Raw genomic sequence first — 26129 nt, 5'->3', positions numbered from 1 at the left:
TATGGTTTAATTCACTGGTTTTTGATTGTTATCTCGGTAACCCATCCAGAATGAGTTAAGATCTGGTGTGGTCTGTAATCGCGTTTGTAGTTCATTTTTCTCGATTCATCAATTTGATAGCCTAGATATAGAAACTGCTTTTTCATCATTTTTGCAATTTCAGTTTGCAGCAAAATAAGTAGACTTCCTAATGAACGTTTATGGTGCTCGGGAGCAAAGTAGCTATATATGGCAGATAAACTGTGTGGCAGCACGTCGGTCACGGCTACGCCGATTAATTCATCGCCTTGCCTTAGCTCGATAAATAACGGTTGCATCCAAGTCGCGGTGGCAAAACTATCGTATTGCTCTGGGGTCGCTGGAAACATTGGGCCGTCGTGATGGCGAGTATTAACGTAGCGTTCGTACAATTGATATTGCTGCTTAGTTTTATGGTTAACAATCTTCCAGCTTAAATCTTGGTTATTTTTTAATGTTCTCTTTTGTCTTTTAGAAATTGTAAACTCATTAATGGGCAATCTAATGGGTAAACAGGCACTACATTGAGGGCATTGGGGTTTATAGATCATGCTGCCGCTACGACGAAAACCAAGCGCCAACAGTTGCTCGAATAAGTTAGCGTCAATAACATCTTCTTGCAATACCATTAATTGCTCTTGCTGATTGTCTAAGTAGCTACAAGCAAAGGGCTTTGTTCTGCCCACCGTGACGGGTCTAGATTTAGAGTTCAATAGATACCTCGGCCTTACTCCAGCTATCAATGCTCACTTCGCCATCTCTTAAGTGGGTTAATAGCCTAAGAAAATCATCGCGCCTAATCGACTTCGCACCAAGGCTATCTAGATGAGGGTTTACCACCTGTGCATCGATTAGTTTAAAACCGCAGCGCTGTAAATGCTGCTGTAATACGATCATAGCAGCTTTAGAGGCATTCGTTGCACGATGAAACATCGACTCGCCGCAAAATACTTGCCCAATAGCCAAGCCATAAAGCCCACCAATAAGCTGTTTATCTTGCCAAACTTCCAGAGAATGGGCATGACCTTGTTGATGTAAAGACAGATAGGCTTGTTGGATTTCAGTTGAAATCCAGGTGCCATCTTGTCCTGCTCTGGGCTCAGCACAACCAGCGGTAACCGCCTCAAAGTGATGGTTTATGGTATAGGTCCACTGTTGTTTTTTAAGGTACTTGACTAGGCTACGGCTAATTTTCATATTGCCAGGTACAAATACCGCACGGGGATCTGGCGACCACCATAGAATAGGATCATCTAGATTAAACCAAGGAAAAATCCCGTTATAATAAGCGGTTAGTAAACGTTCTGGGTGTAAGTCACCACCAACCGCTAATAAGCCATTAGGATCGCTTAATGCTTGCTCGGGCGGCGGAAAACCTTGTTGATCATGATTTAAATAGGACAGTGAGTTCACAATTGAGTAAGATTAATAAATATACTTACCCTTAAAGTTAGCGGAAAAAGTCCTATGTTGAAACCTCATCTTATTGTTTTCACGGTTATCTGTTTAATTTTTGGTATGCAGACCGCAATTGCCGCACCATATGATCGCAATCAAGCGGTTCCAGTTGAAAAGGTGGAGTTTGGACAAGTGGTTTCTGTGCGTAATATTACGCAAAAGCAGCTGGTTGAAGATAGAAACACCGGTTGGAAGACATTTGGCGGCGCGTTGATAGGTGGGGTGATAGGTCATCAGTTTGGTGGCGGCTCTGGCCAAGATGTTGCCACGGTTCTGGGCGCATTACTGGGTGCTGGAGTTGGTAATCGCTACGGAGATAGCTCTTACTATGAAGAATTACGCTTAGTAGAGATGATGATTACTTTAGAGTCTGGCGAGCAGGTCATGGTGATCCAAGACTTAGATCCAGGAATGATATTCAGTGTGAACGATGATGTGAGAGTCGTTTACTTGCAAGGCTATGTTCGGGTCGATCAGCAGATGTAGTGCTGGAATCACTTTTTTCGAAAGTACTTTCCTCAAAGTATTTTTCCGAAAGTATGATGTCCCAAGGCACTCGCCTCACCAACAATCAACTATCGATTTTTTCTGTGCACAGGGGCAAGTTAAGCTTCTATCTATCCATTAGGCTCGAAGTGTGGCTAAAGCGAATGCCGACCACATGGGTATAGAGTTTTGTATCGTTGGTATATAGCACCTATGTCGCTCTTAATGTAGCCCTGTAGTTTTTAAATCAGTATGCGCAAGAACAATAGCACTTTTAAACTAACTTCGATTTACATGATTACTCGATTCTATTTTCGTTTATCTAAGTTCTCGATTTAGCGAGAGCGAATGCTCAAATTGAAGATTGTTTTCGCCGCCTGAACCTGGAAAAACGACTCTAACTTGTCACTTAAATTGCAGCTCAATGGCATTCATTTCTTCTTTCAACAGGTGCAGCAACGTCAGCAGTCAGAATCAATATCTCCTCCGAAAAAGCCTGATGAGCAGCCACTCTGAACATCGATTTCGTCGATAAAGCTCGCTATGTTATTGCTCCATTATGACTGGCTATAGTGTTTAATTCTTATCCATGATGACTTTTTTTACTTGTCGGCGTAACTCTTGGTGAGCTTTGTTATTGATGTTTACTCGGTGGTAAAGCAATTCAAATTTTGCTTTGGATAACTTTACTGGGCAAGGAAAAAAGTCTAACCCTAAAGGCGCAGCGTATTTGGCGATTCTTGTGGTAGTCAGGCCTAGCGCTTGGCTATTTGCAACATAAGTGAGTTGGGTCATCATTGTACTGGCTGTAAATACGATATTTCTAGGTTTAGGGTTATCGGCAAGCAAGGTAAAGGTATCAATATCTTGGCGGCGAGCTTTAATTGCGACATGTTGCTCAGCATAGTATTCATCCACTGTCATGTCAGCTTTGATTCGCGGGTGGCCCTTGGCTACGGCAATTAACATGGGTTCTTCATACAAAAACTCGCTGATAATACTAGCATCATTGGTTGTCACCAGATCCACCACTAAATCGACTTTACGCCTTCGTAAATCATCAAGCAGTTGTGATTGGCTATCTGGGGAGGCAAGAATATTAATATTCGAACCAACTAAATCAAAAGCAAACTGCTCTTGTACATAGATTTTATGGCCTATTTCATATAGGGCTTCACGAACTAAGTGTTCCGCTGGTTCTAGCTTTGTCATCATGTAGTTAGCGTGTGCAGTGGCTTCAATTGAGCGTCCTTTGCGAATAAACAAAACTGTATTTAAGTTTTGTTCTAAATGCTTTATGCGCTGAGATACCGCTGCTTGGCTTATATTTAACTCGTTAGCTGCTTTGGTGTAAGAAAGGTGTTTGTAAACCTTAGTAAAGGTGCCTAGTAAGTTTAAATCCATGAATTACTGTCCACTTAGTATTTATTTAATATTTAGTTAACCTGTTATTAACACTTATTGTGTATTGTGGCATGCTTGTGAGTCATTTTTTAGATATAAGTATGGCTTATGAGTAATACAATTGTGAACTCATGTTTTTAACTATTCTTCCTGATTATCATGGATCCATTAATTGGGTAATGAAGTTCGCCTTTATGACGCAATTAGTCCCGTTAATTGTGTTGCTTCATTGAACTACTTCTTAAGCACCCTAGCGTTTATTATTAACTAATAAAAAGGTCATTTATGAACAAATCAATCATCGCAGTAGCAGTCATTGCTAGTTTGTCTAATGTATTAACTGCGAATGCAACGAGTCATTCTCACCAACATGAAGATGGACACCAATGTGAATTAGAGCATTTTACCCCAGCACAGTTAAGAGACATGGATGGTAAGCCTGCCACACTTGCTACCATAGAAGCTAATAAGCAGGTGGCAAAAACATTAAATTATGCAGATACCAAGGTATTTGAAGATAATAATCGTGGCTTGATTGCGGTACTTGATACTGCGACCGGTGAAGTGATACGCAACAAGTTCAGCACTTTTATTGATGTTACCCCTAAAGCGGCCAAAGCATATCCTGACAGTGTTAACCCATCACTTTGGCGTCAAGCTGTTGCTAATCAGGCTGCAAATGGTTTGTACGAAGTGGTTCCGGGGCAAGTTTATCAGGTGCGAGGTGTTGATTTAGCATCTGCTACATTTATTCGCGGTAAAACGGGCTGGATTGTTTATGACGTCTTAACGACTAAAGAGTCAATGGCTGCGGCACTTAACTTTTTCTTATCCGAAGTCCCTGAGGGGGGAGATTTAAAGGTCGTTGCCATGCTTTACTCACATTCTCACGGTGATCACTTTGGTGGTTCACGCGCAGTATTGGAGCACAACCCTGATGTTAAAGTTTATGGTTCTCGAAATATTACTAAAGAAATCGTTGATGAGAACGTATTAGCAGGCAACGCCATGTCAAGACGAGTCACCTATCAATACGGTAACTCACTAGGACGCAATGCTCATGGTATTGTCGATGCTGCACTTGCAAAAGGGGTCGCTAACGGTGAGTTGTCTTATGTACTTCCCGATAAAGAAATGAACTGGGACAGTGAGTATGAGGTGCATTCAATTGATGGTGTTGAAATGCACTTTTTAGATGCTTCTGGTACTGAGGCCGCATCTGAAATGGTGACATTTATCCCTTCTTTGAAGTCTATTTGGACAGGCGAATTAACTTATCAAGGTATGCATAATATTTATACATTACGTGGTGCCAAGGTTCGTGATTCACTTAAATGGTCTAAGAAAATCAATGAGATGATACAATTGTGGGGCCATGAGGCAGAGCATTTGTTTGGCTCTCACTCTGCACCTATTTGGGACAAAGATAATATAAATGAATATTTAAAAATGCAACGTGATGCTTATGGTTTCACACATAACCAAACATTACGTTTAGCTAATAATGGTATGGTTATGCAAGATCTTGGTGATGCTATTTACCAAGTTATGCCTGAATCTATTCAGCAGTCTTGGCATACCAACGGTTACCATGGTAGTTACAGTCACAATGCCCGTGCAGTATATAATATGTACCTTGGCTATTTTGATATGAATCCATCCAATTTAAACCCTTTACCCGTAGATGCTGAGGCACTTAAATTTGTTGAATATATGGGTGGGTGTGATGTCGTAACAGAAAAAGCAAAAGCGGACTTTGTTAAAGGAGAATATCGTTTTGTTGCGACTGCCATGGACAAAGTTGTGAATGTCTGTCCTGACAATCGTTCTGCACGTAGTTTACTCGCCGACACATATGAGCAGTTAGGCTATCAAGCTGAAAGTGCTGGCTGGCGAAATGTTTACCTAACGGGTGCACAAGAAACCAGAGTTGGCATTCAGCCAGGTTCAATAAAAGCGGCCAGTAATGATGTGTTGTCCAATATGGGGATTGATAACCTACTCGATTTTATTGCTGTAAAAGTAGATTCCACAGTGGCGCAACATACGCCGTTTACGTTTAATATTGATGTGACAGATACAAAAGAGTTCTACGTTACTGAAATGGCAAATGGTAATTTTAATAATTTTGAATGGTCAAAATATGCCAGTGAATTATCAAATGTGGAGAAGCCAAGGGCGGATGCAACATTACGTATTACTCGCCAAGATGTGGCAAAAATACTGATGGGCGCAGTAAGCATTAATGATTTACTAAAATCAGGTAAAGCTGAATTTATTGGTGACCAATCAGTACTCACCAAGCTAAAATCCGCTCAAGTTGATTTTGATGAGAAGTTCGAAATCGTCCCACAGCCAACTGCAGAGCAGGCTGTAGACAGTGAACTTTATATTAAGTAACTGCTAACTAATTAGTTGCTTAATTGAATAAAGCAGCTCTTCGTTAGTCATACCGATCATTTAGTCTATAAATGATCGGTTGACGAAGAGTTAAACTTGGAGCCATCCTTAACGTTTTAGCCACCTCTGTTCAAAATCAAATTGCCCCTTGCTTTGTATCAAAAATGCTAATCACACCACGAAACGCGCCGCTTTGAAGAAGATCACCTAGGTAAAGATCAAGATTACCAATGGTAAGGCTATTGCCTTTCTTTGTGGGTTAGGTGTTTCTTGCGACGAGCCGCTTGTGTTCTAAAACGAGCTGTATTTACTTAAACTTATATTTGTTACTTATATTTGTTAGTTAGCTACATATCTACTTACTAGTAATATGTTCTAGCCGAACGCAAAGCTCTCACCACAGTCAAGCCAAGTTGGGTATTTACCCATAACCGCACTAAATTCATCACTTTCTATCTGGGCCTTTAGCCAGCGCTGCACATTCAGGTAATCGCTATTATCAAACCAGCTTTTATCTACGCTAGCGAATTGGCGAATAAACGGGAAAATAGCGTAATCGGCAATTGACACTTGATTACCCATAAGTTGCGGATGCTTTGACAAGATACTTTCAAGCTGCGCGATATACTGCTCGCCTTGCTGTCGATAATATTGCTTGCTGTGCTCTGGGTGCCTATCGGCATACTTGTATTTATCTAGCCAAGGTTTAAAACTGTGGTCATTACTATGGATCAGCGCTTTAGCGATTTCTTGTTTTTGCGGATCATTGCGCTGCAATAAATTGTGCGGATCATTCTTCATCAGTGCCCAGCACATGATCTCTAGGCTCTCTTCAATCACAGCACCGTCTTGTAGGATCAGCACTGGCACAGTGCCTTTGGGGGAGGCTGCTAACATAGGCTCTGGTTTATGTTTTAGCACTATTTCTCTGAGACTAACATGTTGGCCTGATAAGAAAATGCCGAGTCTGGCGCGCATCGCGTAAGGGCAGCGTCTGAAGGAGTAGAGTGTGGGCAGAGGCATATTTTGGTCTTAAATAATTGTGCTATGCCGCTATTTTCAACGCTTATTTGTTAAATAACAATCATTAATATTAATTATAATGCTAATGAATAGGGCTTTATTTGTTTGTTTTCCGGTAAGTTAAGCATAACTTACCTTCATTCAACCCTTCATTCCATTTTTCACTCAAGCTAAGTAACCCTACTTTTTATCCCTGTTTGTGCTGGTGTGATCCGTGTAGAATTCGCGGATAATTTTGCGTGGTGGCTCATGTTTTGCTGCCGATAATAGATGCACTGAAGGTTAAGCTTCAGCTAGCAGTAAAAGGATGAATATGTCAAAAGTAGTTGTTTGTGCCCTGTATAAGTTTGTGACCTTGGCTGAGTTTGAGAAGTTACAAAGCCCGTTATTGAAGGTGATGGAAGAGTCGGAAATTAAAGGCACATTACTGTTAGCACAAGAAGGGATTAATGGCACGGTTGCGGGATCACAAACCGCTATCGATAATTTATTGGCTTGGTTAGCGAGCCAGCCAGGTTTAGACAATATTGTTTATAAACTCTCTTTTGACCCAGTGATGCCATTTTACCGCACTAAAGTAAAACTTAAGAAAGAGATCGTTACCATGGGCGTAGAAGGCGTTGATCCTAATAAAGTAGTCGGCACCTATGTTAAACCAAAAGACTGGAACCAGTTGATTTCAGATCCTGACGTCTTGCTTGTCGATACCCGCAATGATTACGAAGTTCAGATTGGCACCTTTAAAAATGCCGTCGATCCCAAAACAGAAACTTTTAGTGAATTCCCTGAGTACGTGAAGCAAAACCTCGATCCAGTAAAGCACAAGAAGGTGGCTATGTTTTGTACTGGAGGCATTCGCTGCGAAAAATCGACCGCGTACTTAAAAGAGCAGGGCTTTGATGAGGTCTATCATCTTGAAGGCGGGATCTTAAAATACCTTGAAGAGGTCAAGCAAGAAGAAAGCTTATGGCAAGGTGAGTGTTTTGTATTTGATAACCGCGTAGCGGTAAACCATAGCCTTGAAAAAGGACAATACGATCAATGTAATGCTTGTCGTATGCCTATCACTTCTGAAGAGATGGCTTTGGATAGTTTTGTTCAAGGAGTAAGCTGCTTGCATTGTATCGATAAGGTCAGTGATAAGCAGCGTCAGCGATTTATGGAACGAGAGCGCCAAGTGCAGCTATCTAAGCAGCGCGGTGAAGCACATATTGGTAGTGATGTCAGTCAGGTGATTGAACGTCGTCGAACTCACAAAGAGCGGCTTAAAAAAGCACAAAATGAAAAGAGCGCATAGGGTTTAAAATTAAGCCTGCTAGCTTAAAGATGAGCTAAATTTACAGACATATTAACAGGCAGCCTTTGGCTGCTTTTTTTATTTATCAAAGACACTTTTTCCCTGAGCCTGACTGTGCTATTTTGCACGGCTTTTTTACGCTTTAAAGGATAAGGGAATGTTTGTAGGTTTTGACTACGGTAGTGCTAACTGTGCGATTGGTGTTATTGAAGACGGTGATGTGCGTTTGGTACCCTTATCTGGTGACTCTAAGTATTTGAGCTCAACGCTTTACGCGATGGATAGGGAACTCATTGCTGAGGCAGTGTTAAAGCAATTACCTCAAGCAGAACAGGCTGAGTATACTCGTTTACGTTCGGCGCAATTAAGCCGCGCCGCAGCTGCCCGTCGAGAGTTGGATCTGTTGCCTAACGAACAAGCGGTGTTTGTCGGTGAGCAAGCGATCGACGCTTATTTAGATATGCCTGATGAAGGCTTTTATGTGCGTTCGCCTAAATCATTTCTTGGCGCAACAGGACTAAGAGAGAGCCAAATTGCGCTGTTTGAAGATATCGTCACCTTGATGATGATGCATATTAAAACTCAAGCGGAAAAGAATTTAGGTACGAAAGTCATTACTCATGCTGTGATTGGTCGTCCTGTTAACTTTCAGGGGATAGGTGGCGAGCAGAGTAATCAACAGGCTGAAGCGATATTATCGTTAGCGGCAAAACGCGCAGGATTTATCGACGTTGATTTTCTGTTTGAGCCACTAGCGGCAGGGATGGATTATGAAGCGTCACTTGATGAAAACTTAACCGTGCTGGTGGTTGACGTTGGTGGCGGTACGACTGATTGCTCTATGGTGAAAATGGGACCTAATCATATTGATAACCGTGACCGTAGCGCAGATTTTTTAGGTCATAGTGGCCAGCGTATTGGTGGTAATGATTTAGATATTGCGCTTTCTATGGCGTCATTTATGCCGCATTTAGGGCTTGGAAGCTTAATGGTAAATAAGCTGCCAGTGCCAAGTAAACCTTTTTGGAATGCAGTGGCAGTAAATGATATCAGTGCGCAGCGAGACTTTAGTGCTTTGGCCTCTAAAAAGCTAATCGAAGACTTGATTAAAGAGGCCCAAAACCCACAGCTTATTCAGCGTCTGCTAAAAGTTCAAAAAGACCAATTAGGTTATAAATTAGTACGCAGCGCCGAACAAAGTAAGATAGCGTTATCAAGCAGCGATAGCGTCGATACGCCACTTGAATATATTGCTAACGGATTACATGCTAGGGTGAGTGAAGCTGATTTTGAAACTGCGATAACGATACCGTTATCAAAGGTCGAAGCCTTGATGCGGGAAGCACTTGAGCAATCAGGGGTGATGCCAGACCGTATTTATGTGACTGGCGGCACCGCGAGAAGCCCGGCTATTTACCAACGCATTTCGGGCTTATTCCCTGAGATCCCAATTGTGGTAGGGGATCACTTTGGTAGTGTAACGGCTGGACTGACTCGCTGGGCACAAAGGGTATTTGCTTAACGGGCAATGAAAAATAGCGCGACTCAGCGCTATTTCGTTTACTGTTAGCGCTGACTATTGGCGTTTAGATTGACACAAATAGTATTACATCAGTCACAATGACTCATTGATTGACTCAATCGCTAAAGGAAATGGATATGAAGGGCTTAACTAAAGGGCTGTTAATTAGCTTGGGACTGTCACTGACCGTAACACTTGGTCTAAGTGGTTGTGGCGATGATGTGGGTAAGGTGAGTTTAGGTTTATTTACCACCAAAGATGTGATTATTGATGCTAGGCACGACCCTAAAATCCCTGGTGTGACGTGTCATGTTAGCCGTATTGAGGCCGATTTAAGCCTGGCGGACCCATCGGATATGAGTATTTCTTGTCGTCAAACAGGGCCGATCACCGCTGCTGAAATTGCCAGTATCGATAAGAGTAAAAACGGTGAAGTGGTGTTTAAAGAATCATTAAGCATCTTATTTAAATCGCTAAAAGTACGCCGTATTTATGATGCAAAGAACCAAACATTACTGTATTTGTCTTACTCAACCAAAGAGACCAATGGTAGCCACAAGCATGCGCTCTCAACCGTGCCACTTTATGGCACACAAGCGTGGGTCCCTGGTGGAGCAGTGATTAACAACTGATCTGCTTGCGGCTCAGTTTTGCTCTTCACTACTCACTATTGAACAATGAGGCGAAATGGGCTAGATAAGAGTGCTTGATAAGTGAGTTAAGTCAATCAGCCTTAGCACACGAAAACAGTACAAGCACACAATCCATCTACACAATTTAAGTACACAATCTAAGTGCATCATATAAGCACTATAAAGGCGGATCATATCCGCCTTTATGCTTTGAGCGAAAGCAATAAATTGGCTGCTAGCTTGTAAAGCTGGGCTTAATCGTTAATAAGCGCAATAACACTACCAGCGACTGAGTCATAGAGGATTTTTATATCGGCTTGTTGGCGGCTCTTGGTATCGCCAAGGGTGCGCAGTACATAAGTGCACTGTGTTTGACCATCGGGATTGCTAGCTGCTTGATGACGATAGGCTTGAAAGTCACTGCTATTGTCTATGCTAGATAACGAAACACTGGCTGGATCTTGTTGTAGGATATTCCATAAATCAACACAGCCTTGCTCACCTTGGCCGATATTTTTTGGTTGTCCCATCGGGTTACCTTTACCAATACCAAGGGGATAACCAAAGCTGTTCATATCAAGCTCCCCTCCGGCAAAGTCAGGTAGATCGTTCAACGCACCAACTCCTGCGATAAGCTGCCATTTAGTGTGGGAGAAGGTAACTGATTGCTGCAATGCAGCGGCAACGGCCTTGACCCGAGCTATTTCAGCATCACGCTTAAAGTCTACATATTTAGCCGCAGCGATAACTGCTAATATGCCAAGCACAATAATCACGATAACAAGTTCGATGAGGGTAAAGCCTTTTGAGGCGGTGGCGCGCTGCATTAAAAAGATTCTCTAGGTTTGGTCATTTACGCTGTTAATAATAAAGCATTTAACCTAATAGCTAAAACAAAGAATCTTTTTCTGTGACAAATGCAAACAAGCCGACAACATGGCCGGCTTGTTTTGCTAAAAGCTAAATAGAGTTCGCTTAGGTGTTTAATACTCGATTATAGCGTTCAAACGCGGCCTCAAGATCGGCAATGAGATCATCGACGTTCTCTAAGCCGATATGCAATCTAATGAGTGGTTTACTGCTATCCCACTTTGTTGCAGTGCGCAGTTTATCGATGCCAAATACGCCTAAAATTAAGCTTTCAAAACCGCCCCAAGAAAAGCCCATTTTAAAGTGCTGCATATTTTCAACAAATGCGGTAACAGACCTAACATCACCTTGTTTTAATACAAACGAAAACAGTCCGTTTGAGGCGCTAAAGTCGCGTTTAAAAAACTCATGGCCCGGACATGACTCAAAAGCGGGGTGACGCAGGTGATCCACTTCAGGGCGGGTTGCAAGCCAGTTAGCCACTTTTAATGCATTTTGTTCATGCTGGGCTAAGCGAATACCTAAGGTTCTTAGGCCTCGGCTAGCAAGATATACATCATCTGGTGAGGTACATTGGCCTAGAAGGTAACTATTTTCTCGTAGCTGTTCCCAGTGTTTGTCGTTCGCGGTAGCAGTGCCCATCATCACATCTGAGTGGCCGACGATATACTTTGTCGCCGCTTGAATCGAAATATCGACCCCCATCTCAAAAGGGCGCGAGTTTATTGGTGATGCCCAGGTATTATCGAGCATCACCACGATATCGTGCTGGTGGGCGATACGGCTCAGAGTGGGGACATCTTGTATTTCCATGGTGATTGAACCGGGAGATTCTAAGAACAGCACCTTAGTATTAGGCTGTATTAAGGCTTCTATGCCATCACCAATCATAGGGTCGTAATAAGTGGTTTCGATGCCGTAACCGGCAAGCAGCTTATTACATAGATCACGAGTGGGCTCATAGGCGCTATCGACCATAAGCAGGTGATCGCCCGCTTTTAAAAATGACAGCAGGCTATTGCTGATGGCGGCGCTTCCTGATGGATATAGTGCTGTGCCCACTCCGCCTTCAAGTTCTGCAATCGCCGCTTGAAACGCAAAGTGAGTAGGGCCACCACGACGGCCATAGAACATTGCGCCATTAGCCTTATTTTTTGCAGCAAAACGCATATCTTCCATAGTATCGAACACCATAGTCGATGCGCGGTAAACAGGCGGGTTTATCACCCCTTGGGTCCATTTTTTATCTCGGCCTAGACTGATTATCTGCGTTTCTTTTTTCATCGGGCGAATTCCATCAGTTTAAATATCGATATCATTTTAGCCATCTTAACATCTAAACGGCTAAAATAAAGTGTCATTATTTTCAGTATAAACTTTCAGTCACTATTTTCTCTGTCGTCATAATTGGGATAGTTACAACTGCTTTAAAGACTTTCTTTGCTTATTGGTAGCTTAATCGTGATCTTAACGCCGCTGATATTCCCGGCCTTATCTTGGGTATTACTGGCGTTAATTTTACCGTCATGGAATTGGCAAATAAGTCTCGCAATATAAAGGCCTAAACCTAGATGCGGCTTATCTTGCGCTTTTTGTGCTCTCACAGACACCATAGACTCAAAAATCTGCTCGGCCATATTATCCGGTAGTGCGGGGCCTTGGTTACTGACGCTCAGCTCGGCATATTTATGCTTGAGTGTCAGCGCAACATTAATTGGGCTATCAGGATGACTAAACTCTAAGGCGTTAGCGATAAGTTTATCCATCAGCTGAGCGATATACTCCGGCACTCCTAACATCGCAATACTGTCCTGGGTAATATCGAGCTCAAATGCTTGTTGGGGATAGGTCATTTGATAGCCTTGCATACAGCCATTGATGACTTTTTCGAGCGGAAAAATAGTCGTTTCGGCATGAGATAAGCTCTCTTCTAAACGAGTGGCTTCGCTCATGTTGTTTAAGATCATATTGAGACGGTTAACGCCTTCTTGTGCCCGGTCAACATATTTGCGGCTATCAGGGCTAAGCTGTTGTAAACCAAGATGCTCAAGCGACGAGCGCACCACGGCGACAGGGGTGCGCAGTTCGTGAGATAAACGCGAAGACATATTCTCTAAATAATGAGTGTATTGGCTCAATCGGCTAACGATACTGGCAAAACTTCGTGATAGATCGCCGATCTCGTCGCGAACTTTAGAACCCTGAATCTCATTTTTTATTCGCCCTTGGCTGTCGATCGCTTGCTCAGCTTCATCGCGTAGTTTTCGAATACGGCTTGAGATGTTTGAAGCAAAGAAAAATAGCGCTAAAGTGCCCATACTCATGATGGTTAAAATCACATTAAACAGCTTCTCTAATGCTTTGTTGCGCAGGGTTCGAATACCATGAGTGGTTTCTTCGGCAATCACTACCCCCATTACTTTATCATCAATCCAAATAGGACTAGCAGCAGCGAGCACAACCGCTTTGCTGTCGGGAGTTAAGCGCCAGGTGGAACCTTGCTCGCCGCTTAAGGCTTTAGAGATATGACTGCCTTGCAACACTGTTGAGTCTTGCAGTGAATCAATAAAGTCTTTGGCTGGCGTGGTTAAAATTTTGTAGTAAAGCGGGTGCAAGTATTTATGTTTAAACTGCGTCCAACCCGAGTTGTCATCGTTATCGATATTAGTCCGTGACCAGACGCTGTTATCTGAACGAATATCGCCCGATTTTGCTAAAACGCGACCATGTTTATCGACCACCCAGATCCGCGAACTATTATGGCTCATGCCTTTAATAATACTTTCGATTTCAGGTGAGGGGACAAGTACGGTCCCCAACTTGCTTACATCATCAATTGCTGAGGTGCCAACGATGGTATCTAATACGCGGCTTTTTTTATCGTTTACGTCATAAACAGCAAAGCCCAGTTTACTGCCAACCATATTAAGCGGGATCCTAAGCTCGACATTGTAACCTTGCTTACTCTTGGTCCACTTTCCTTGAATTTTAACTTCAGGCGTTACAGGGGTAGACAGGTTGGGATCTTCTGGCAGTTCGAAGGCACTTATCCAACCATCTTGTGTGGTGGCGACAATATAGCGTCGAAATTTGCCATCCGGTGCGAGTGTCGCGATGGCGATATGATCGTTATTGTCTATGCTAAGGCTATTTTTTCCACGGTAGATCACGTGTGGATCGCGAACTTCGAAAAAGGCGTACAGGTAGCCGGCATATTTACCCACCATATGGGTAAAGCTGAGGTTTAACGGCTGGCCTTCGTCACGTTTATAAACCTGATAATCAGCCGCGTAATTAAGTGCACGATGGCGGTAGCTACTCCAATCTGACAATTTACCGTCTAGTTGAATAGGCCCTGAAAGTGGATAAGCGTATAGATCGCGCCCTTTTTCAACCTGTGTTAAAAAGCTCGCTTGGCTATCAAATAGCTTAGGTCTTTCGTGCAGTGCGGTTGCCAGTGCCTGAGTAGTGCCTTCTAAGGTTTTTTCTTGGCCGTGACGCAGATATTTCTCCATCTCCCACACGTACTGATAACCTAGCCACGGCAGGCAGAGTAAGAATAAAGACAATACTGCGACTTTACTTCGCAGCCCTATTGGCAAATTAAACATGGCGTAACAACTACCTAAATGATGGCCATCAACAATGACCTGACTATGACCTAAATGATCAGGCAATGACCTAAAACTACTTGACCATGACCAAAAATGACTCGATTGATGAACTAATTTATCAGCGGACGACATTCCACAAGCGAGGGTTCGCTTAGCATCAAGTTTCGATGCTCAATGCTCAATGCTCAATGCTAATGCTCAAGGTTAATTGTGGGAATCCCAGCGATAACCCATGCCATACACGGTATCGATACAATCAAAGTTAGGGTCCTGGGCAATAAACTTCTTTCTAATCCGTTTTACATGGGAAGTAATCGTCGAATCATCGACGAATATTTTGGCCTCTTGCATCAACTCTTGGCGCTGGCGTACATGTCCTGGGCGCTTTGCGAGCGCATGCACCATCCAAAATTCGGTTACGGTAAGCTCAATCTGTATTGAGTTCCAAAATACCTGCATGCGATTCACATCGATTGTCAGCAAACCATGTTCAACGATATGACTTTCATCGTTACTCGCATTTTTTAGATCTGAGCGTCTAAATAGCGCAGCTAATCTGGCTATTAGGTGTGGGAAACTGACATCTTTACTTAAATAATCGTCGGCCCCCAGTCGCAGACCGCATACGGTATCGAAATCACTGTCACGTGCGGTCAAGAAAATAATCGGCAAGGTACTCGACATGGCTCTTAATGATTGGCATAGAGTAAAACCGCCATCGATTTCATTTTCAAGGCCAATATCGATAATGGCAAGATCGGGTAGGCGCGTGTTAAATGCCAACATAGCTTGTGGGCGGTTGGCATAAGCTTGTACACAATAACCTTGTTGCTGCAAAACCTCTTTGTAGTTTTCTCTAATTGCAGCTTCATCTTCTACTATGGCAATTCGTTTCATAACGTCTTAATGAGGGCCTTAACTGTCTAATTGATTGTGACTATACAGGAAAATATCTCTGTTTGAAGACGTGAACCGTGATTGCCATTTTGTTGCCACAATTGAACCTCAAAACGCCACTTTTACTCCCCTTAAAAGCCATTTCGGTAGGGTTTAATAGCCCTATCGAATAAAGCGCAGTTAACAACTTTAAAACGGCAAGCTTTATTAGCCAATTTGAATTTAGTTTAAAAATTACTATCCCAAGGGGAATAACATGAAAAAACAACTTATCTCAACACTCGTCATTAGCGCGTTAGTATTTTCAACTCAAGCATCAGCACAGCAGGTTGTAGACACCGAGCGTAGCAATAACGAAGAACTCATCGGGTTAACTTCAGGCATTGTGCTTGGGGCTGTGGTGGGTGGGCCCGTCGGAGCCATTATCGGCGCATTTACTGGCACCTTGGTGGGTAAATCAGTGGGCGATGATGATGCGTTGCAAACACAGCAAGCCATGCTTGATGAAAAAGAGCTGGAGCTTATTGTACTAAATCAGCAAAACCAATCATTGGTTGAACTTTCAGATCAGTATGAGCAAGCGCAGCAACAGCTTACCAGTTTAAAAATGGCGCAAGAGCAGAAGTTAACTGAATTGGCACTGGGACTGAATGTACAGTTTAAAACGGGTTCATCAACGATTGAGCCTCACTTTCAAAATCAGCTAAATGATATTGCTTTTGCGATGTCACTCTCACCTGAATTGACATTGGACTTGACGGGGTACGCTGACCGCCGTGGTGATGGTGATTATAACCAAGCCTTGTCAGAACAGCGTGTAGCAGAAGTCAAAAGCTATCTTATAGAGCAAGGCGTTACCGAGGCGCGTTTGCATAACCAAGCCTATGGTGACTCTTCTCCTTTGATGGCAGAGCAAAGCTTTGAGAATGACTTTTTTGACCGTCGCGTGACATTGAAGTTGCAAAATCAAGACAGCGCTTTAGCGGCTAATTAACCCCCAGTCATGTAACCGTAAATTTAACTGCCAATTTAACCGAAAGTGACCTGTTTAGTTGAATGTTTTAGACAGGTTTTCGGTGCCACAGAGTCTGCCTCATCGCATCTTTGGGGTAAACAGTCAAAAGGAGTAACAGATGACTGCGTATATATTAAAGCGTGGATTAGCGAATGTTTTAGAGCCTATCGCTAAGCAGAGTCATCGCCAAGGAGGCTCTATTTTTGAGGCGCTTATGGCAAAGAGAGTCGCAATTGGGGCATCGATAGGATCGCTGCAAGCTCGATTACTGCAAGGGGTATTATTGCAGGGGTTATTATTACTTAGTGTATTCGTGCCGCAAAGTGCGATGGCATTAGCGTCAACGGAACCAGTTTCTTTAGATAGCATTACTCAAGGTAGTTTGATATTTGAAAGCGCACAAGGGCAGGTCGCGATTGCGCTACCAATGAAAACCGACATCAGTATGCATATATCAGGCTGGGTGAACCGAGTTTCTGTACGCCATGAATTTAAAAACACGTCGACAGAGTGGGTTAATGGTCAGTATCTATTTCCTTTACCTAATGAAGCGGCGGTTGACCAGCTTAAGCTACATATTGGCGATAGGGAGATAGAAGGACAGATCCAGCCTAAAGCTAAGGCTAAAGCCATATATGAACAAGCAAAGGCTGAAGGTAAAAAAACCAGTTTACTTGAGCAAAAACGTGCCAATATCTTTAGTGCTCAGGTGGCAAATTTAGCGCCAAATGAAGTGTTGATTGTGGAGCTCACTTATCAAGAAACCTTAGACTATAAAGATGGTTTGTTTAGTCTACGTTTTCCGATGGCGATAGCGCCAAGATATACGCCGAAACAAAGTGGGCATAGCGACAAGCAACGTGGTGAGTTACATCAACAAGTCGCTGCATTCAAGTGGACTAATGCTAAAGAGCAAGCGGGCCGAGAGCAAACAAACACGGAACAAACCATCGCTCAAAACTTAGTTTCGATAACCGTAAAGTTTGACGCCGCAATGGCAATAGAAAACATCGACAGCCCCTACCATTCTATTAATGTCGAAATGGTCGAAGATGCTGCAGCGCAAGTGAGCTTAGATAACAATGCAGTTGCTAATCGTGATTTTGTGCTGACATGGCAGCCCGTACAAGGCCGTGAGCCTACCGCGGTAGTTTTTTCTCAACAAGGTAAAACCCACGCTGCGTTAGCCTCACAAGTTGTGCAAGGCGATAGTCAGTTTAATCAGGGAGTCTCTAGAAGTAAGCCAAAGTATCAACCTCAGTCACAGTCACAACTACAGCCACTGCCACAGTTAGAGCTAGAGCAGCATAGTCACAACCAACGAACTGACTCAAAAAAGGCGTTAGAAAAATATGCTTTGGTGATGTTAATGCCACCTCAAGGTAGCGTAACTGAGTCATCGTCGATTTCACGTGAACTGATCTTGGTTATCGATACATCAGGTTCGATGTCAGGAGATGCCATCATTCAGGCTAAATCGGCGCTTAAGCATGCGTTAGCGGGATTAAAGCCCCAAGATAGCTTCAATATTTTGCAGTTCAACTCAACTGTTGAGCAGTGGTCTAAGTATGCAATGCCAGCAACGGCTAGCAATCTTGCTCGAGCACAAGGTTATATCAATGCACTACACGCCGATGGCGGCACTGAAATGTCATTAGCGCTCGATGCTGCATTAACTCGTCTTGGTAATAATAGTGACCATGAAAGAGATGAGCAAAACGCCGCGGCGTCATTACGTCAGGTGTTATTTATTACCGACGGCGCAGTTGCTAATGAGTCTGTGCTATTTGAGCAGATAAAAGATCAATTAGCTGAAAGTCGTTTATTTACTATCGGAATTGGCTCAGCGCCTAATGCCCATTTTATGCAAAGAGCTGCTGAAGTCGGTAGGGGGACTTATACCTACATTGGCAAACTTGATGAGGTTAACCAAAAAGTGGTGTCGCTATTGGAGAAAATAGCGCAGCCTCAAGTCACCGATGTTGATCTTCGTTTTAGCGATGGCAGTGTCCCTGACTATTGGCCTGTACGTATTCCTGATCTTTATGCTCACGAGCCTATCTTGGTCGCTGTAAGAATTCCAAGCTTTGTCAGTAATGACTTACTGATCCAAGGGCAATTAGCGGGGCAATTTTGGCAGCGACGCTTAGAGTTTAATACTGGCAGTCAAGTTAATAACTTGGAGCAAGCCAAAGGTTTAGATTTAATATGGGCAAGAAAACAGATCGCTGCACTAGAGCTGACTAAGCAAGCTGCGAATAAAGAGAGGATTGAAAAGCAGATCGAGGCCATAGCGATGAATTTTCATATTATGAGCGCTTACACTAGCTTAGTCGCAGTGGATGTCTCGCCAATAAAACCTGCCAGTATTGAAACAAAGGAGGCGAGGGTGATGCAGCATCTGCCAAGCGGATGGCAAAAGCTATCACATACGCTTCCGCAAACCGGAACAAATAGTGTTGTGTTGATGATTTTTGGCTCGACTCTGTTGCTGCTAGCGGCTCTATATCGTTTATCGTTTAGGCGTACGGACACCAGTGGATCTGACTATGAGTAGTATTACTGAGCAAGGCAATAATTTTAATGCTGATGCAAGGTGTGATAAACGCCTTATTAGACGATTTCATCGGTATGCGCCGTGGTTGTTATTGGTCGCGGGAGCCGTTTTAGTAATACAAGGTGGATATATGCAAGCTAAAGCACATTTTGCCCAATTTCTTATTCAGCAGGCTTGGCAGAAAACACTTGCAGACCAAAAGCCGCATAAACCTTGGTCATGGGCCGATACGCATCCAGTTGCCAAACTCGACTTTTTTCCGGTTACGACTCACTTAAGCAAGGATTTTGTTGAGTCGGGCAAAAACAACAATATTAATAACCATGACAGTCTATACGTACTAGCGGGGGCATCGGGCCGAAACTTGGCTTTTGGTCCTGCACAAATGTTATCGTCGGCGAGCGTTAATAGTCAGGGTAACACCGTTATTGCTGGTCATAGAGATACGCACTTTGCAAGACTTAATGGTATTCAAGTCGGCCAGTTGATCCAGTTACAAAACGCATCAGGTAAGAGCCGTATCTATCGTGTGGCTACAGCGCAAGTGACTCACGAATCTGATCTAAGTGTGATTGAAGATAATGGTCAGAGCATATTAACCTTGGTGACCTGTTATCCATTTGGCGTTGAGTTTGCTGGTGGGCCACTGCGGTTTGTTGTTAAGGCGGAGCCTGTTAATTAGAGTGAGCCTTGTTAACGATAAAAAGTACGTGAGTAAGGCTGGCGCTAGGAGTTGTTGTAACCTTAGCGCCACTTCACTTAGTCCATTTTATTTAGTCCACTTAACCTATCACCACAAAAGCTTGCGCTACTTTTCTTCGTGGCACTTATTCCTGTGTGAGTTAATCGAACCTAATGTTATTGCATCTAAGGTCAGCTTAGGCTGAGATTGGCATGACACGGTTTCGGCCTAAGCGCTTAGCTTCATAAAGCTGTTTGTCTGCGCGCTCTATTAGCAGGCTATCAGTATCGTTTAACTGACATTGAGCGACACCAAAAGAGGCGGTGATGTTATTGATAGTGTCGCCTTTTCGTTTGTCTTTCAAAATCAACTTTTCTAGGCTTCGACGCATAGATTCGGCCAGTTGTCGTGTTCGGCCTAATTGGCTCTTTGGCACGATTAAAGCAAACTCTTCACCGCCAAATCGATACAGTTTAGTGCCATCTTGGCAAGCTTCACTTAGGCGTTTTGTCACGGCTTTTAACACTTGGTCGCCAAGCTGGTGGCCATAGGTGTCGTTAAACACTTTAAAATGGTCAATATCGGCAATGATTAAGCATAATCCTTGGGGGTGTTGTTCGATAATCCCTTTGAGGTCTTGATTAAATGCGCGTCGGTTTAATACATTGGTTAAGGCGTCAAAATGCATCTCATGTTCAGATTGCTTTAATTTTAGTTTCAAAGCATCTATTTCAGATTGTGCTTTGGCTAGTTGGGCTGTGAAATGCTGGGCACTTTCGCGGATCTCGTTTGAATCTTTAACAAGATGTTTAACGACCGATAGTACTTCTTCAATGGTAAAGCCATCATTTTCGATCTTATTAAGCTTGTTGTAATTATTATCAATTTTGCTATTGAAATGGTTTGCATCAATGTTGGTGTCTTTAAGCGATTGGGAGAGCTCAGTGACCATAGCATCGAGATTAAGGCGCATATCGACGACATCAAGTTCGACGGCATCCGAGAGAAACTCTTGGTAAAGGCGTTCACTTTGACTTGGCGGACAGGTGTTGTAGTGGCTGACGACTTGATCTAAATGCTTATTTAGTTTGACATTTTTTTCACCAACATAAGCATACCATAGCGCATAGTTTATCGGTGTCGTTGGAATTTGATATTTAAGCATTAAAGGAATGGCTTTTTTTAGCTTAGATGCCGATTCCTTTAGCAGTGGACTAGCCATTATGGTCCCTTATTAACAATAGATTATTGGCGCGGTTAATTATATGCCAATGTAAAGTAACGCTATTGTGCATTTTATTTGGCCATTCTATTACGTTTTGATCTGATACAAAACTTGAAAAACGTTTAACTCGTACATAAAAACAGCGAACAAAAATCAGCAGTCAACTTATCCCCATTAGTGACTAAGCATTAAAGGGGTGAATACAGGTCATTAATGGCAGTCTGCTATCAGTGCCGATTGTATGTTTAATGCCAAGTGATAAGCAAAAAGGGCCCGATGAGGTGCCTTTTTTGTAGTAATAAGGTGCTTTTTGTAGTGAAAAATGACCTGGCTTAAAACTGGTAACTTACCGAAAGCATAGGGCCAATAAAGCTATACTCGATGTTGTAATCGGCAATCTTAATACCCGCATCAGTAAAGGTTGAGGTGTATTCAACGTTGACTTCGTAGTAGTTAAAGGCTGCTGTCATATGCCAATTTTCACTGATTGCGGCTTCAACCCCCATTCTTACATCAACTAAACCGCCCTTAAGATCATCTAGCTTGATATAAAAGTATTGCGCATGACCACTGAATTTAAAGCCAGGATAGAACTCGTAAGAGCCGAAAACACCAATATCAGGCAGTGGAGCTGTCAGTTTTTCGTCAACCACTTTGGGAATATCGATAGTGTCTGGGCAGCGTGTTTCTGTGGCAACATCGCAGATCCCTATGTTGCCTTTAAATGCTGTTTTGATAAACATGGCATGTAGGCCTACAGATACACCAACATCATAGTTATGACCTTGCCAGATATCATAACCATAACCAATACGCATGATATCGATATTAAGGGTGCTATCTAGCGAAATGCCAGACTTGATATCGTAAGTGGTGTCATCCCACGTAAACTGAAATGGTTTTTCGACTGACTGCACTAATGCATTACGATGAAGCTGTTTCCAATCTGCATAAAGCGTATGACGGTCGTTAAAGTGGTGAGAGAACTCGAAGAAGGGAAGAAATTGAGATTCTTCTAATTTTAAATCCGATTCAAAATCGAGCTTAAAAGCATTACCAAGGAGAGGATCGTTCACATCTATGGTTGAGTCCGTATTGGCATAAAAGCCACCGATACGGATAACAGTATTGTTATTTGCATAGGTCATTGGGCTCGCGACCAAGGCCAATGTTGTAGCACTGCGAATGATGAAACTTTTAAGCATTAAAAGTGACTCCGTCGTTCTTATTCTTATTAGTTTTAATTTTCGAATGTTTAATTATTCGGCTACTAGCATAGCAGGATCTATAGTGATGTGAATAAATTGTTTCGAAAAATGTATGGTTTGTTTGATCTAATGCAAGTTAACCGTCATTACTTACATGCATGACAGGCTAGACATTGCGTACTACAGCGATTTTAGATGAGGGAAAGGCAATACTCTTAATGACACATTTATGATTAATATTGATAACATTTAAGACTTGCAGATTTTAGTAAACAGTCTAGCTTTGCCCAGTTATACGCTTATTTTGACAGCTAAAATATGTCATTTAAGGGGGCGCGGGGAGTGATGCTAAAAATAACAGGATTAGCTTTAACTAACGCCTTCAATTAAAACGGCACAATGAGAAGGCGTTAGTTAAAGCGCTCATGACATGAGTTGTTTAAAAGAGTTTAGGCAGCAAGATTAACGCCCAAGTTAGGCCGCAGAAAGCTAAGCTCATAAATACGGCTGCAGAGGCGATATCTTTTGCTCGACCGCTTAATGGATGGAGTTCATCGCTAATTCTGTCTACTACGGCTTCGATTGCTGAATTCAGAAGTTCAACGATTAACACCAAAAATAAACCTAGGATGAGTAAAACGCGCTCTACCGTTGTCACGTCTACTAATAATGCTATGGGTAGCATTATCGCTGCTAAGAGCAACTCTTGTCTAAATGCCGCCTCGTGTTTCCAAGCAAGCTGTAGGCCTTGTATTGAAAATCCAGTCGCTCTGATAACGCGTTTTATTCCGTGATTATTAGCAGGTTTCATAGCATTCCAAAATAGTATCCATAACAGTATTCATTATCGCGTTCATACATTATCGTGATAAAAATAGTGCTTTATCATGCGCGATAGTTGCTTGATAGCAATATATTAAGGCTGATAGTTCAAATTTTGAAGGATTATAACATGTTCCATTTTTGATTGAGTTAAAAAGCTAAATTAGCTGTGATCTTAGAGGTAGGGCAAGCATTGATAAGATAGAAATAACTGTTCCAGCAGGTGCCAATGGCATAGAGCCAAAAAGAGAGCTAGGCTTAACTCATGGTGCACAGGATGTGCAATCGAATGTTGAAAAATAGCAGCAAGGAGCAGTGACCATGTTCGTAATACGACTTTTCTTTTTTATCGCTAGCCTAATAACGGCGTTCCTATTTATAGTAACCCATCCTGTTGCAGCTTCGGCCGAAGTTGCACTAAATATGACAGATAAACCGTCAATCCAATTAGCTTCTAAAAGCACCCAACAAATAGCCAATATTTCCGATTACCTGGTCAGTGAGAAACTGGACGGTGTAAGGGGGTATTGGGATGGAAAAGCAATGTACAGTCGTTCAGGAAGATTGATTAATCTGCCGACTTGGTTTGTTGAGGGCTTTCCAGATTTTCCCTTAGACGGAGAGTTATGGATTGAAAGGGGCGCGTTCGAGCAGGTATCTGCAACCGTTAGAAAAACCAAGGCCGCAGACGCCGAATGGGCAAAGGTACGTTTTTGGGTCTTTGATCTACCGGATGATCCCAATGTATTTGAATTACGATATGACAGGGCTAGAAAAGTACTACAAGGTATCAGTCCATTTTTAGGGGTCATAAGGCAATATACATTAAGCACTCATCAAACATTAGACAGTGAGTTACAAAGCATTATTGATGGTAACGGTGAAGGTTTGATGTTACATAAGAAAACAGCCTTGTATAAAGTCGGTCGCAGTAAAGACATTGTTAAGCTGAAACCATTTTATGATGCCGAAGCACTCGTCGTTGCGCATACTCCAGGTAAAGGGAAATTTAGCGGTATGCTTGGGGCTTTAGTGGTTAAAAACGTTCAGGGAAAAGTGTTTAACTTAGGTTCTGGTTTTACGTTGGAGCAAAGGAGAAATCCACCTCAGATTGGTAGCCAAGTGACTTATAAATATTTTGGGCTAACCCAAAAAGGCACGCCAAGATTTGCCAGTTTCTTGCGGGAAAGGCAATCTCAATAATAGCGAATGAGACTCCTGTGAGTCAGGATGAACACCTCTTTTACGTTAATGTTTTCACGTTAATTTTTACGGCTAAAGCCTTTAATGTTTGCGTCTTTATTTTTAAACATGCATCTATGAGGGCAAATAGCTTTTACTAATATTTAGAAAGGTTCGGGCAGATGCTCCGAACCTCCAAAGATTGGTTTCACAGTACAGATAGACAAACAAGTGCATAAGCTCACTTGCCTAAATGACTCAAAATCGATTGGTATTATAAAACTTGCAGAACATCTTTCATTGCCAAACGAGATTTTGGCAGCGCTGCATTATAGTCTTCTTCTGAATGATGGTAGCCCATAGCTAGTGCGACATCACACTGAAAGCCGCCAAGCTCCTCTTTAAAGATCTCACCAATCAATTCACTATCAACACCTTCCATAGTGGTTGAGTCGATTCTTAAGCGAGCAAGGGTGTGCAATGTATTTCCTAGGGCTAAGTAAGTTTGAGATTTTGTCCAAGCAGCATTGTTACCCGCTTCATCCGTATTGAGTTCTACGAAAGCATAAGCGCCAAACGCCTGCTCTCTATCCTCAGCTCCCATACGGCCATCGGCAATACCCTTGTCGACAACCTTTGCATAATCTTCGCGAGTATAGTGAGGGTTGTAAGCAAACAGAACGATATGTGAAGCCGACTTGATATGTGGCTGATTAAATTGAAACTTGTTGGCAAATGAATCATGCATGCGTTGCTTGGCTTCATCACTTTCAATCACAATAAATTTCCAAGGCTGTGAATTGATAGAAGAGGCCGAAAGATTCATTGCTTTATAGATCACATCAAGATCTACTTGGGGAATACGCTTAGATGCATCATAACGTTTTGTGGTGTAACGACTTTCAAGATCGGTAATAATGGGATGAGTCATATTCATATCCTAATGTGGCAAGGTCAATCAATAATTTACGTTAGCGCTATCCTACCGCCATCTTAACCAATGAAGTAGTGCTGATTCGTTGAATTATTATCAATATTTTATTGGTAATAATTGTTTGTTGGTAAGGATTATTTGTTGCAATGAAAGTTTGTTGGCAGTGAAAGTTTGGTGATTGCGAGAGTTTATTGGCAATATGCAGCCATATTGCTTATGGGATCTTAGTGCTAAGCCATTAGATGCTCGTCGCGGTTAACTATGGCAGGCTATGATGACTCTATAGCGCGTAGACTGCTAACGACTGACTATTTTGGGTACTGATATGAAACTAATTTCCTCTGTTCTATTTGTATGTATGGGCTACATCTGTCGTTCTCCTTCGGCAGAGGCGATGTTTAGAGACAAAGCCACAACCGCAGGACTACATATAAAAGTTGATTCTGCGGGCACGATTGCTTATCACCAAGGGCACTATCCGGATGAGCGTTCAATTACTGCGGGAATTAAACGTGGTTTGAATTTTGATGGAATGCGAGCAAGACAGGTTGAAGTTAATGATTTTGAAGACTTTGATTTGATCTTAGCGGCAGATGAGCAAAACCTTCAAGACTTAAAGCGTATATGCCCGCAGCAACATCAGTTTAAGCTTGCCCTCATTTTAGATTTCTGCGATTTCGCTACTCATGAGGTGATTTATACTGAGGTACCAGATCCCTATTATGGGGCGGGTGATGGCTTCGAATTGGTCCTTGATCTGCTTGATAATAGCTGCGAGCAACTGGTGAAGCGTATTCAAGAAGGAAATTTATTGAGCTCTTAATCTATGTTTAGCTCAGATTAGATGAATATGGGTTAAAGTTTTTTTCGCGATATATTTGCA

At 42.5% G+C, this 26129-nt stretch carries 22 protein-coding genes; 10 read left to right on the top strand and 12 right to left on the bottom strand.

Annotation, left to right across the window (positions count from 1 at the left end; genetic code table 11):
- Positions 1–11: 11 nt before the first annotated feature.
- Positions 12–731: an arginyltransferase gene (locus tag ACVBIU_RS15675; protein WP_447159985.1), complete on the bottom strand. Its 720-nt coding sequence runs from the start codon at positions 729–731 to the stop codon at positions 12–14.
- Complete coding sequence (gene aat / locus ACVBIU_RS15670; RefSeq protein WP_447159984.1) at positions 721–1431, bottom strand: leucyl/phenylalanyl-tRNA--protein transferase; 711 nt, start codon at positions 1429–1431, stop codon at positions 721–723. Before aat ends, ACVBIU_RS15675 begins: the two co-directional genes overlap by 11 nt.
- 54 nt (positions 1432–1485) lie before the next feature.
- Here aat and ACVBIU_RS15665 point away from each other — a divergent pair, with 54 nt between their 5' ends.
- On the top strand, positions 1486–1962 hold the full coding sequence (locus tag ACVBIU_RS15665) for a glycine zipper 2TM domain-containing protein (protein WP_447159983.1): 477 nt from the start codon (positions 1486–1488) through the stop codon (positions 1960–1962).
- Positions 1963–2538: 576 nt separating this feature from the next.
- Here the strand turns inward: ACVBIU_RS15665 and ACVBIU_RS15660 are convergent.
- Positions 2539–3366, bottom strand: a complete 828-nt coding sequence (locus ACVBIU_RS15660; RefSeq protein WP_447159982.1) for a LysR family transcriptional regulator — start codon at positions 3364–3366, stop codon at positions 2539–2541.
- A 285-nt stretch (positions 3367–3651) separates the two neighbouring features.
- On the opposite strand from ACVBIU_RS15660, the gene ACVBIU_RS15655 reads away from it, so the two are divergent.
- Complete coding sequence (locus tag ACVBIU_RS15655; protein ID WP_447164222.1) at positions 3652–5766, top strand: alkyl/aryl-sulfatase; 2115 nt, start codon at positions 3652–3654, stop codon at positions 5764–5766.
- A 375-nt stretch (positions 5767–6141) separates the two neighbouring features.
- Here ACVBIU_RS15655 and ACVBIU_RS15650 read toward each other — a convergent pair whose 3' ends face one another.
- Positions 6142–6789 carry a glutathione S-transferase gene (locus ACVBIU_RS15650; RefSeq protein WP_447164223.1) on the bottom strand — a complete coding sequence of 216 codons (648 nt, stop codon included), beginning with the start codon at positions 6787–6789 and terminating at the stop codon, positions 6142–6144.
- 313 nt (positions 6790–7102) lie between these two features.
- Here ACVBIU_RS15650 and trhO point away from each other — a divergent pair, with 313 nt between their 5' ends.
- The 3 genes from trhO (at position 7103) to ACVBIU_RS15635 (ending at position 10240) form a co-directional block, all read left to right on the top strand.
- Positions 7103–8086, top strand: coding sequence for an oxygen-dependent tRNA uridine(34) hydroxylase TrhO (trhO, locus tag ACVBIU_RS15645; protein ID WP_447164224.1), 984 nt, complete (start codon positions 7103–7105; stop codon positions 8084–8086).
- A 157-nt stretch (positions 8087–8243) separates the two neighbouring features.
- Positions 8244–9608, top strand: coding sequence for a molecular chaperone (gene yegD, locus ACVBIU_RS15640; RefSeq protein WP_447159978.1), 1365 nt, complete (start codon positions 8244–8246; stop codon positions 9606–9608).
- A gap of 137 nt (positions 9609–9745) precedes the next feature.
- Complete coding sequence (locus tag ACVBIU_RS15635) at positions 9746–10240, top strand: CreA family protein (protein ID WP_447159977.1); 495 nt, start codon at positions 9746–9748, stop codon at positions 10238–10240.
- Between the two features lie 254 nt (positions 10241–10494).
- On the opposite strand, the gene ACVBIU_RS15630 is transcribed toward ACVBIU_RS15635, so the two are convergent.
- The 4 genes from ACVBIU_RS15630 to pdsR form a co-directional block, all read right to left on the bottom strand.
- Complete coding sequence (locus tag ACVBIU_RS15630; protein WP_447159976.1) at positions 10495–11067, bottom strand: type IV pilin protein; 573 nt, start codon at positions 11065–11067, stop codon at positions 10495–10497.
- A gap of 148 nt (positions 11068–11215) precedes the next feature.
- Positions 11216–12394, bottom strand: a complete 1179-nt coding sequence (locus tag ACVBIU_RS15625) for a cystathionine beta-lyase (RefSeq protein ID WP_447164225.1) — start codon at positions 12392–12394, stop codon at positions 11216–11218.
- Between the two features lie 143 nt (positions 12395–12537).
- Positions 12538–14721, bottom strand: coding sequence for a proteobacterial dedicated sortase system histidine kinase (gene pdsS / locus ACVBIU_RS15620; protein WP_447164240.1), 2184 nt, complete (start codon positions 14719–14721; stop codon positions 12538–12540).
- A gap of 207 nt (positions 14722–14928) precedes the next feature.
- Positions 14929–15621, bottom strand: a complete 693-nt coding sequence (gene pdsR, locus ACVBIU_RS15615; RefSeq protein WP_447159974.1) for a proteobacterial dedicated sortase system response regulator — start codon at positions 15619–15621, stop codon at positions 14929–14931.
- Between the two features lie 256 nt (positions 15622–15877).
- On the opposite strand from pdsR, the gene pdsO reads away from it, so the two are divergent.
- From pdsO to ACVBIU_RS15600, 3 genes are all read left to right on the top strand, one after another.
- Positions 15878–16615 carry a sortase-associated OmpA-like protein PdsO gene (pdsO, locus tag ACVBIU_RS15610; RefSeq protein ID WP_447159973.1) on the top strand — a complete coding sequence of 246 codons (738 nt, stop codon included), beginning with the start codon at positions 15878–15880 and terminating at the stop codon, positions 16613–16615.
- Positions 16616–16754: 139 nt separating this feature from the next.
- Positions 16755–19193 (top strand): marine proteobacterial sortase target protein, encoded by a 2439-nt coding sequence (locus tag ACVBIU_RS15605; RefSeq protein ID WP_447164226.1) that lies wholly within the window; start codon positions 16755–16757, stop codon positions 19191–19193.
- Complete coding sequence (locus ACVBIU_RS15600; protein WP_447159971.1) at positions 19186–19875, top strand: class GN sortase; 690 nt, start codon at positions 19186–19188, stop codon at positions 19873–19875. The genes ACVBIU_RS15605 and ACVBIU_RS15600 overlap by 8 nt, the downstream gene beginning before the upstream one ends.
- A 196-nt stretch (positions 19876–20071) precedes the next feature.
- Here ACVBIU_RS15600 and ACVBIU_RS15595 read toward each other — a convergent pair whose 3' ends face one another.
- The 3 genes from ACVBIU_RS15595 to ACVBIU_RS15585 form a co-directional block, all read right to left on the bottom strand.
- Positions 20072–21097, bottom strand: coding sequence for a GGDEF domain-containing protein (locus ACVBIU_RS15595; RefSeq protein ID WP_447159970.1), 1026 nt, complete (start codon positions 21095–21097; stop codon positions 20072–20074).
- Positions 21098–21432: 335 nt separating this feature from the next.
- On the bottom strand, positions 21433–22305 hold the full coding sequence (locus ACVBIU_RS15590; RefSeq protein ID WP_447164227.1) for a hypothetical protein: 873 nt from the start codon (positions 22303–22305) through the stop codon (positions 21433–21435).
- 442 nt (positions 22306–22747) lie between these two features.
- Entirely contained in the window at positions 22748–23119 is a 372-nt protein-coding gene (locus tag ACVBIU_RS15585; RefSeq protein WP_447159968.1) for a diacylglycerol kinase, read from the bottom strand.
- A gap of 332 nt (positions 23120–23451) precedes the next feature.
- Between ACVBIU_RS15585 and ACVBIU_RS15580 the strand changes: the two genes are divergently transcribed.
- The gene (locus ACVBIU_RS15580; protein ID WP_447164228.1) at positions 23452–24333 is read left to right on the top strand and encodes a DNA ligase; all 882 of its coding nucleotides are present in this window, start codon (positions 23452–23454) and stop codon (positions 24331–24333) included.
- 253 nt (positions 24334–24586) lie between these two features.
- Here ACVBIU_RS15580 and ACVBIU_RS15575 read toward each other — a convergent pair whose 3' ends face one another.
- Complete coding sequence (locus tag ACVBIU_RS15575) at positions 24587–25243, bottom strand: nitroreductase family protein (RefSeq protein WP_447159966.1); 657 nt, start codon at positions 25241–25243, stop codon at positions 24587–24589.
- Positions 25244–25571: 328 nt separating this feature from the next.
- On the opposite strand from ACVBIU_RS15575, the gene ACVBIU_RS15570 reads away from it, so the two are divergent.
- The gene (locus tag ACVBIU_RS15570) at positions 25572–26069 is read left to right on the top strand and encodes a low molecular weight protein-tyrosine-phosphatase (RefSeq protein ID WP_447164229.1); all 498 of its coding nucleotides are present in this window, start codon (positions 25572–25574) and stop codon (positions 26067–26069) included.
- The last annotated feature ends 60 nt before the right edge of the window (positions 26070–26129 follow it).

This window comes from Shewanella sp. 30m-14 (assembly GCF_052977125.1).
Note: the sequence above shows the minus strand (reverse complement) of the source record. Positions and strands in the feature narration are given on the sequence as shown.

Coding starts and splice junctions, on each gene's coding strand:
- ACVBIU_RS15665 (WP_447159983.1), top strand. CDS start 1,486: ATGTTGAAACCTCATCTTATTGTTTTCACGGTTATCTGTTTAATTTTT.
- ACVBIU_RS15660 (WP_447159982.1), bottom strand. CDS start 3,366: ATGGATTTAAACTTACTAGGCACCTTTACTAAGGTTTACAAACACCTT.
- ACVBIU_RS15655 (WP_447164222.1), top strand. CDS start 3,652: ATGAACAAATCAATCATCGCAGTAGCAGTCATTGCTAGTTTGTCTAAT.
- ACVBIU_RS15650 (WP_447164223.1), bottom strand. CDS start 6,789: ATGCCTCTGCCCACACTCTACTCCTTCAGACGCTGCCCTTACGCGATG.
- trhO (WP_447164224.1), top strand. CDS start 7,103: ATGTCAAAAGTAGTTGTTTGTGCCCTGTATAAGTTTGTGACCTTGGCT.
- yegD (WP_447159978.1), top strand. CDS start 8,244: ATGTTTGTAGGTTTTGACTACGGTAGTGCTAACTGTGCGATTGGTGTT.
- ACVBIU_RS15635 (WP_447159977.1), top strand. CDS start 9,746: ATGAAGGGCTTAACTAAAGGGCTGTTAATTAGCTTGGGACTGTCACTG.
- ACVBIU_RS15630 (WP_447159976.1), bottom strand. CDS start 11,067: ATGCAGCGCGCCACCGCCTCAAAAGGCTTTACCCTCATCGAACTTGTT.
- ACVBIU_RS15625 (WP_447164225.1), bottom strand. CDS start 12,394: ATGAAAAAAGAAACGCAGATAATCAGTCTAGGCCGAGATAAAAAATGG.
- pdsS (WP_447164240.1), bottom strand. CDS start 14,721: ATGTTTAATTTGCCAATAGGGCTGCGAAGTAAAGTCGCAGTATTGTCT.
- pdsR (WP_447159974.1), bottom strand. CDS start 15,621: ATGAAACGAATTGCCATAGTAGAAGATGAAGCTGCAATTAGAGAAAAC.
- pdsO (WP_447159973.1), top strand. CDS start 15,878: ATGAAAAAACAACTTATCTCAACACTCGTCATTAGCGCGTTAGTATTT.
- ACVBIU_RS15605 (WP_447164226.1), top strand. CDS start 16,755: ATGACTGCGTATATATTAAAGCGTGGATTAGCGAATGTTTTAGAGCCT.
- ACVBIU_RS15600 (WP_447159971.1), top strand. CDS start 19,186: ATGAGTAGTATTACTGAGCAAGGCAATAATTTTAATGCTGATGCAAGG.
- ACVBIU_RS15595 (WP_447159970.1), bottom strand. CDS start 21,097: ATGGCTAGTCCACTGCTAAAGGAATCGGCATCTAAGCTAAAAAAAGCC.
- ACVBIU_RS15590 (WP_447164227.1), bottom strand. CDS start 22,305: ATGCTTAAAAGTTTCATCATTCGCAGTGCTACAACATTGGCCTTGGTC.
- ACVBIU_RS15585 (WP_447159968.1), bottom strand. CDS start 23,119: ATGAAACCTGCTAATAATCACGGAATAAAACGCGTTATCAGAGCGACT.
- ACVBIU_RS15580 (WP_447164228.1), top strand. CDS start 23,452: ATGTTCGTAATACGACTTTTCTTTTTTATCGCTAGCCTAATAACGGCG.
- ACVBIU_RS15575 (WP_447159966.1), bottom strand. CDS start 25,243: ATGACTCATCCCATTATTACCGATCTTGAAAGTCGTTACACCACAAAA.
- ACVBIU_RS15570 (WP_447164229.1), top strand. CDS start 25,572: ATGAAACTAATTTCCTCTGTTCTATTTGTATGTATGGGCTACATCTGT.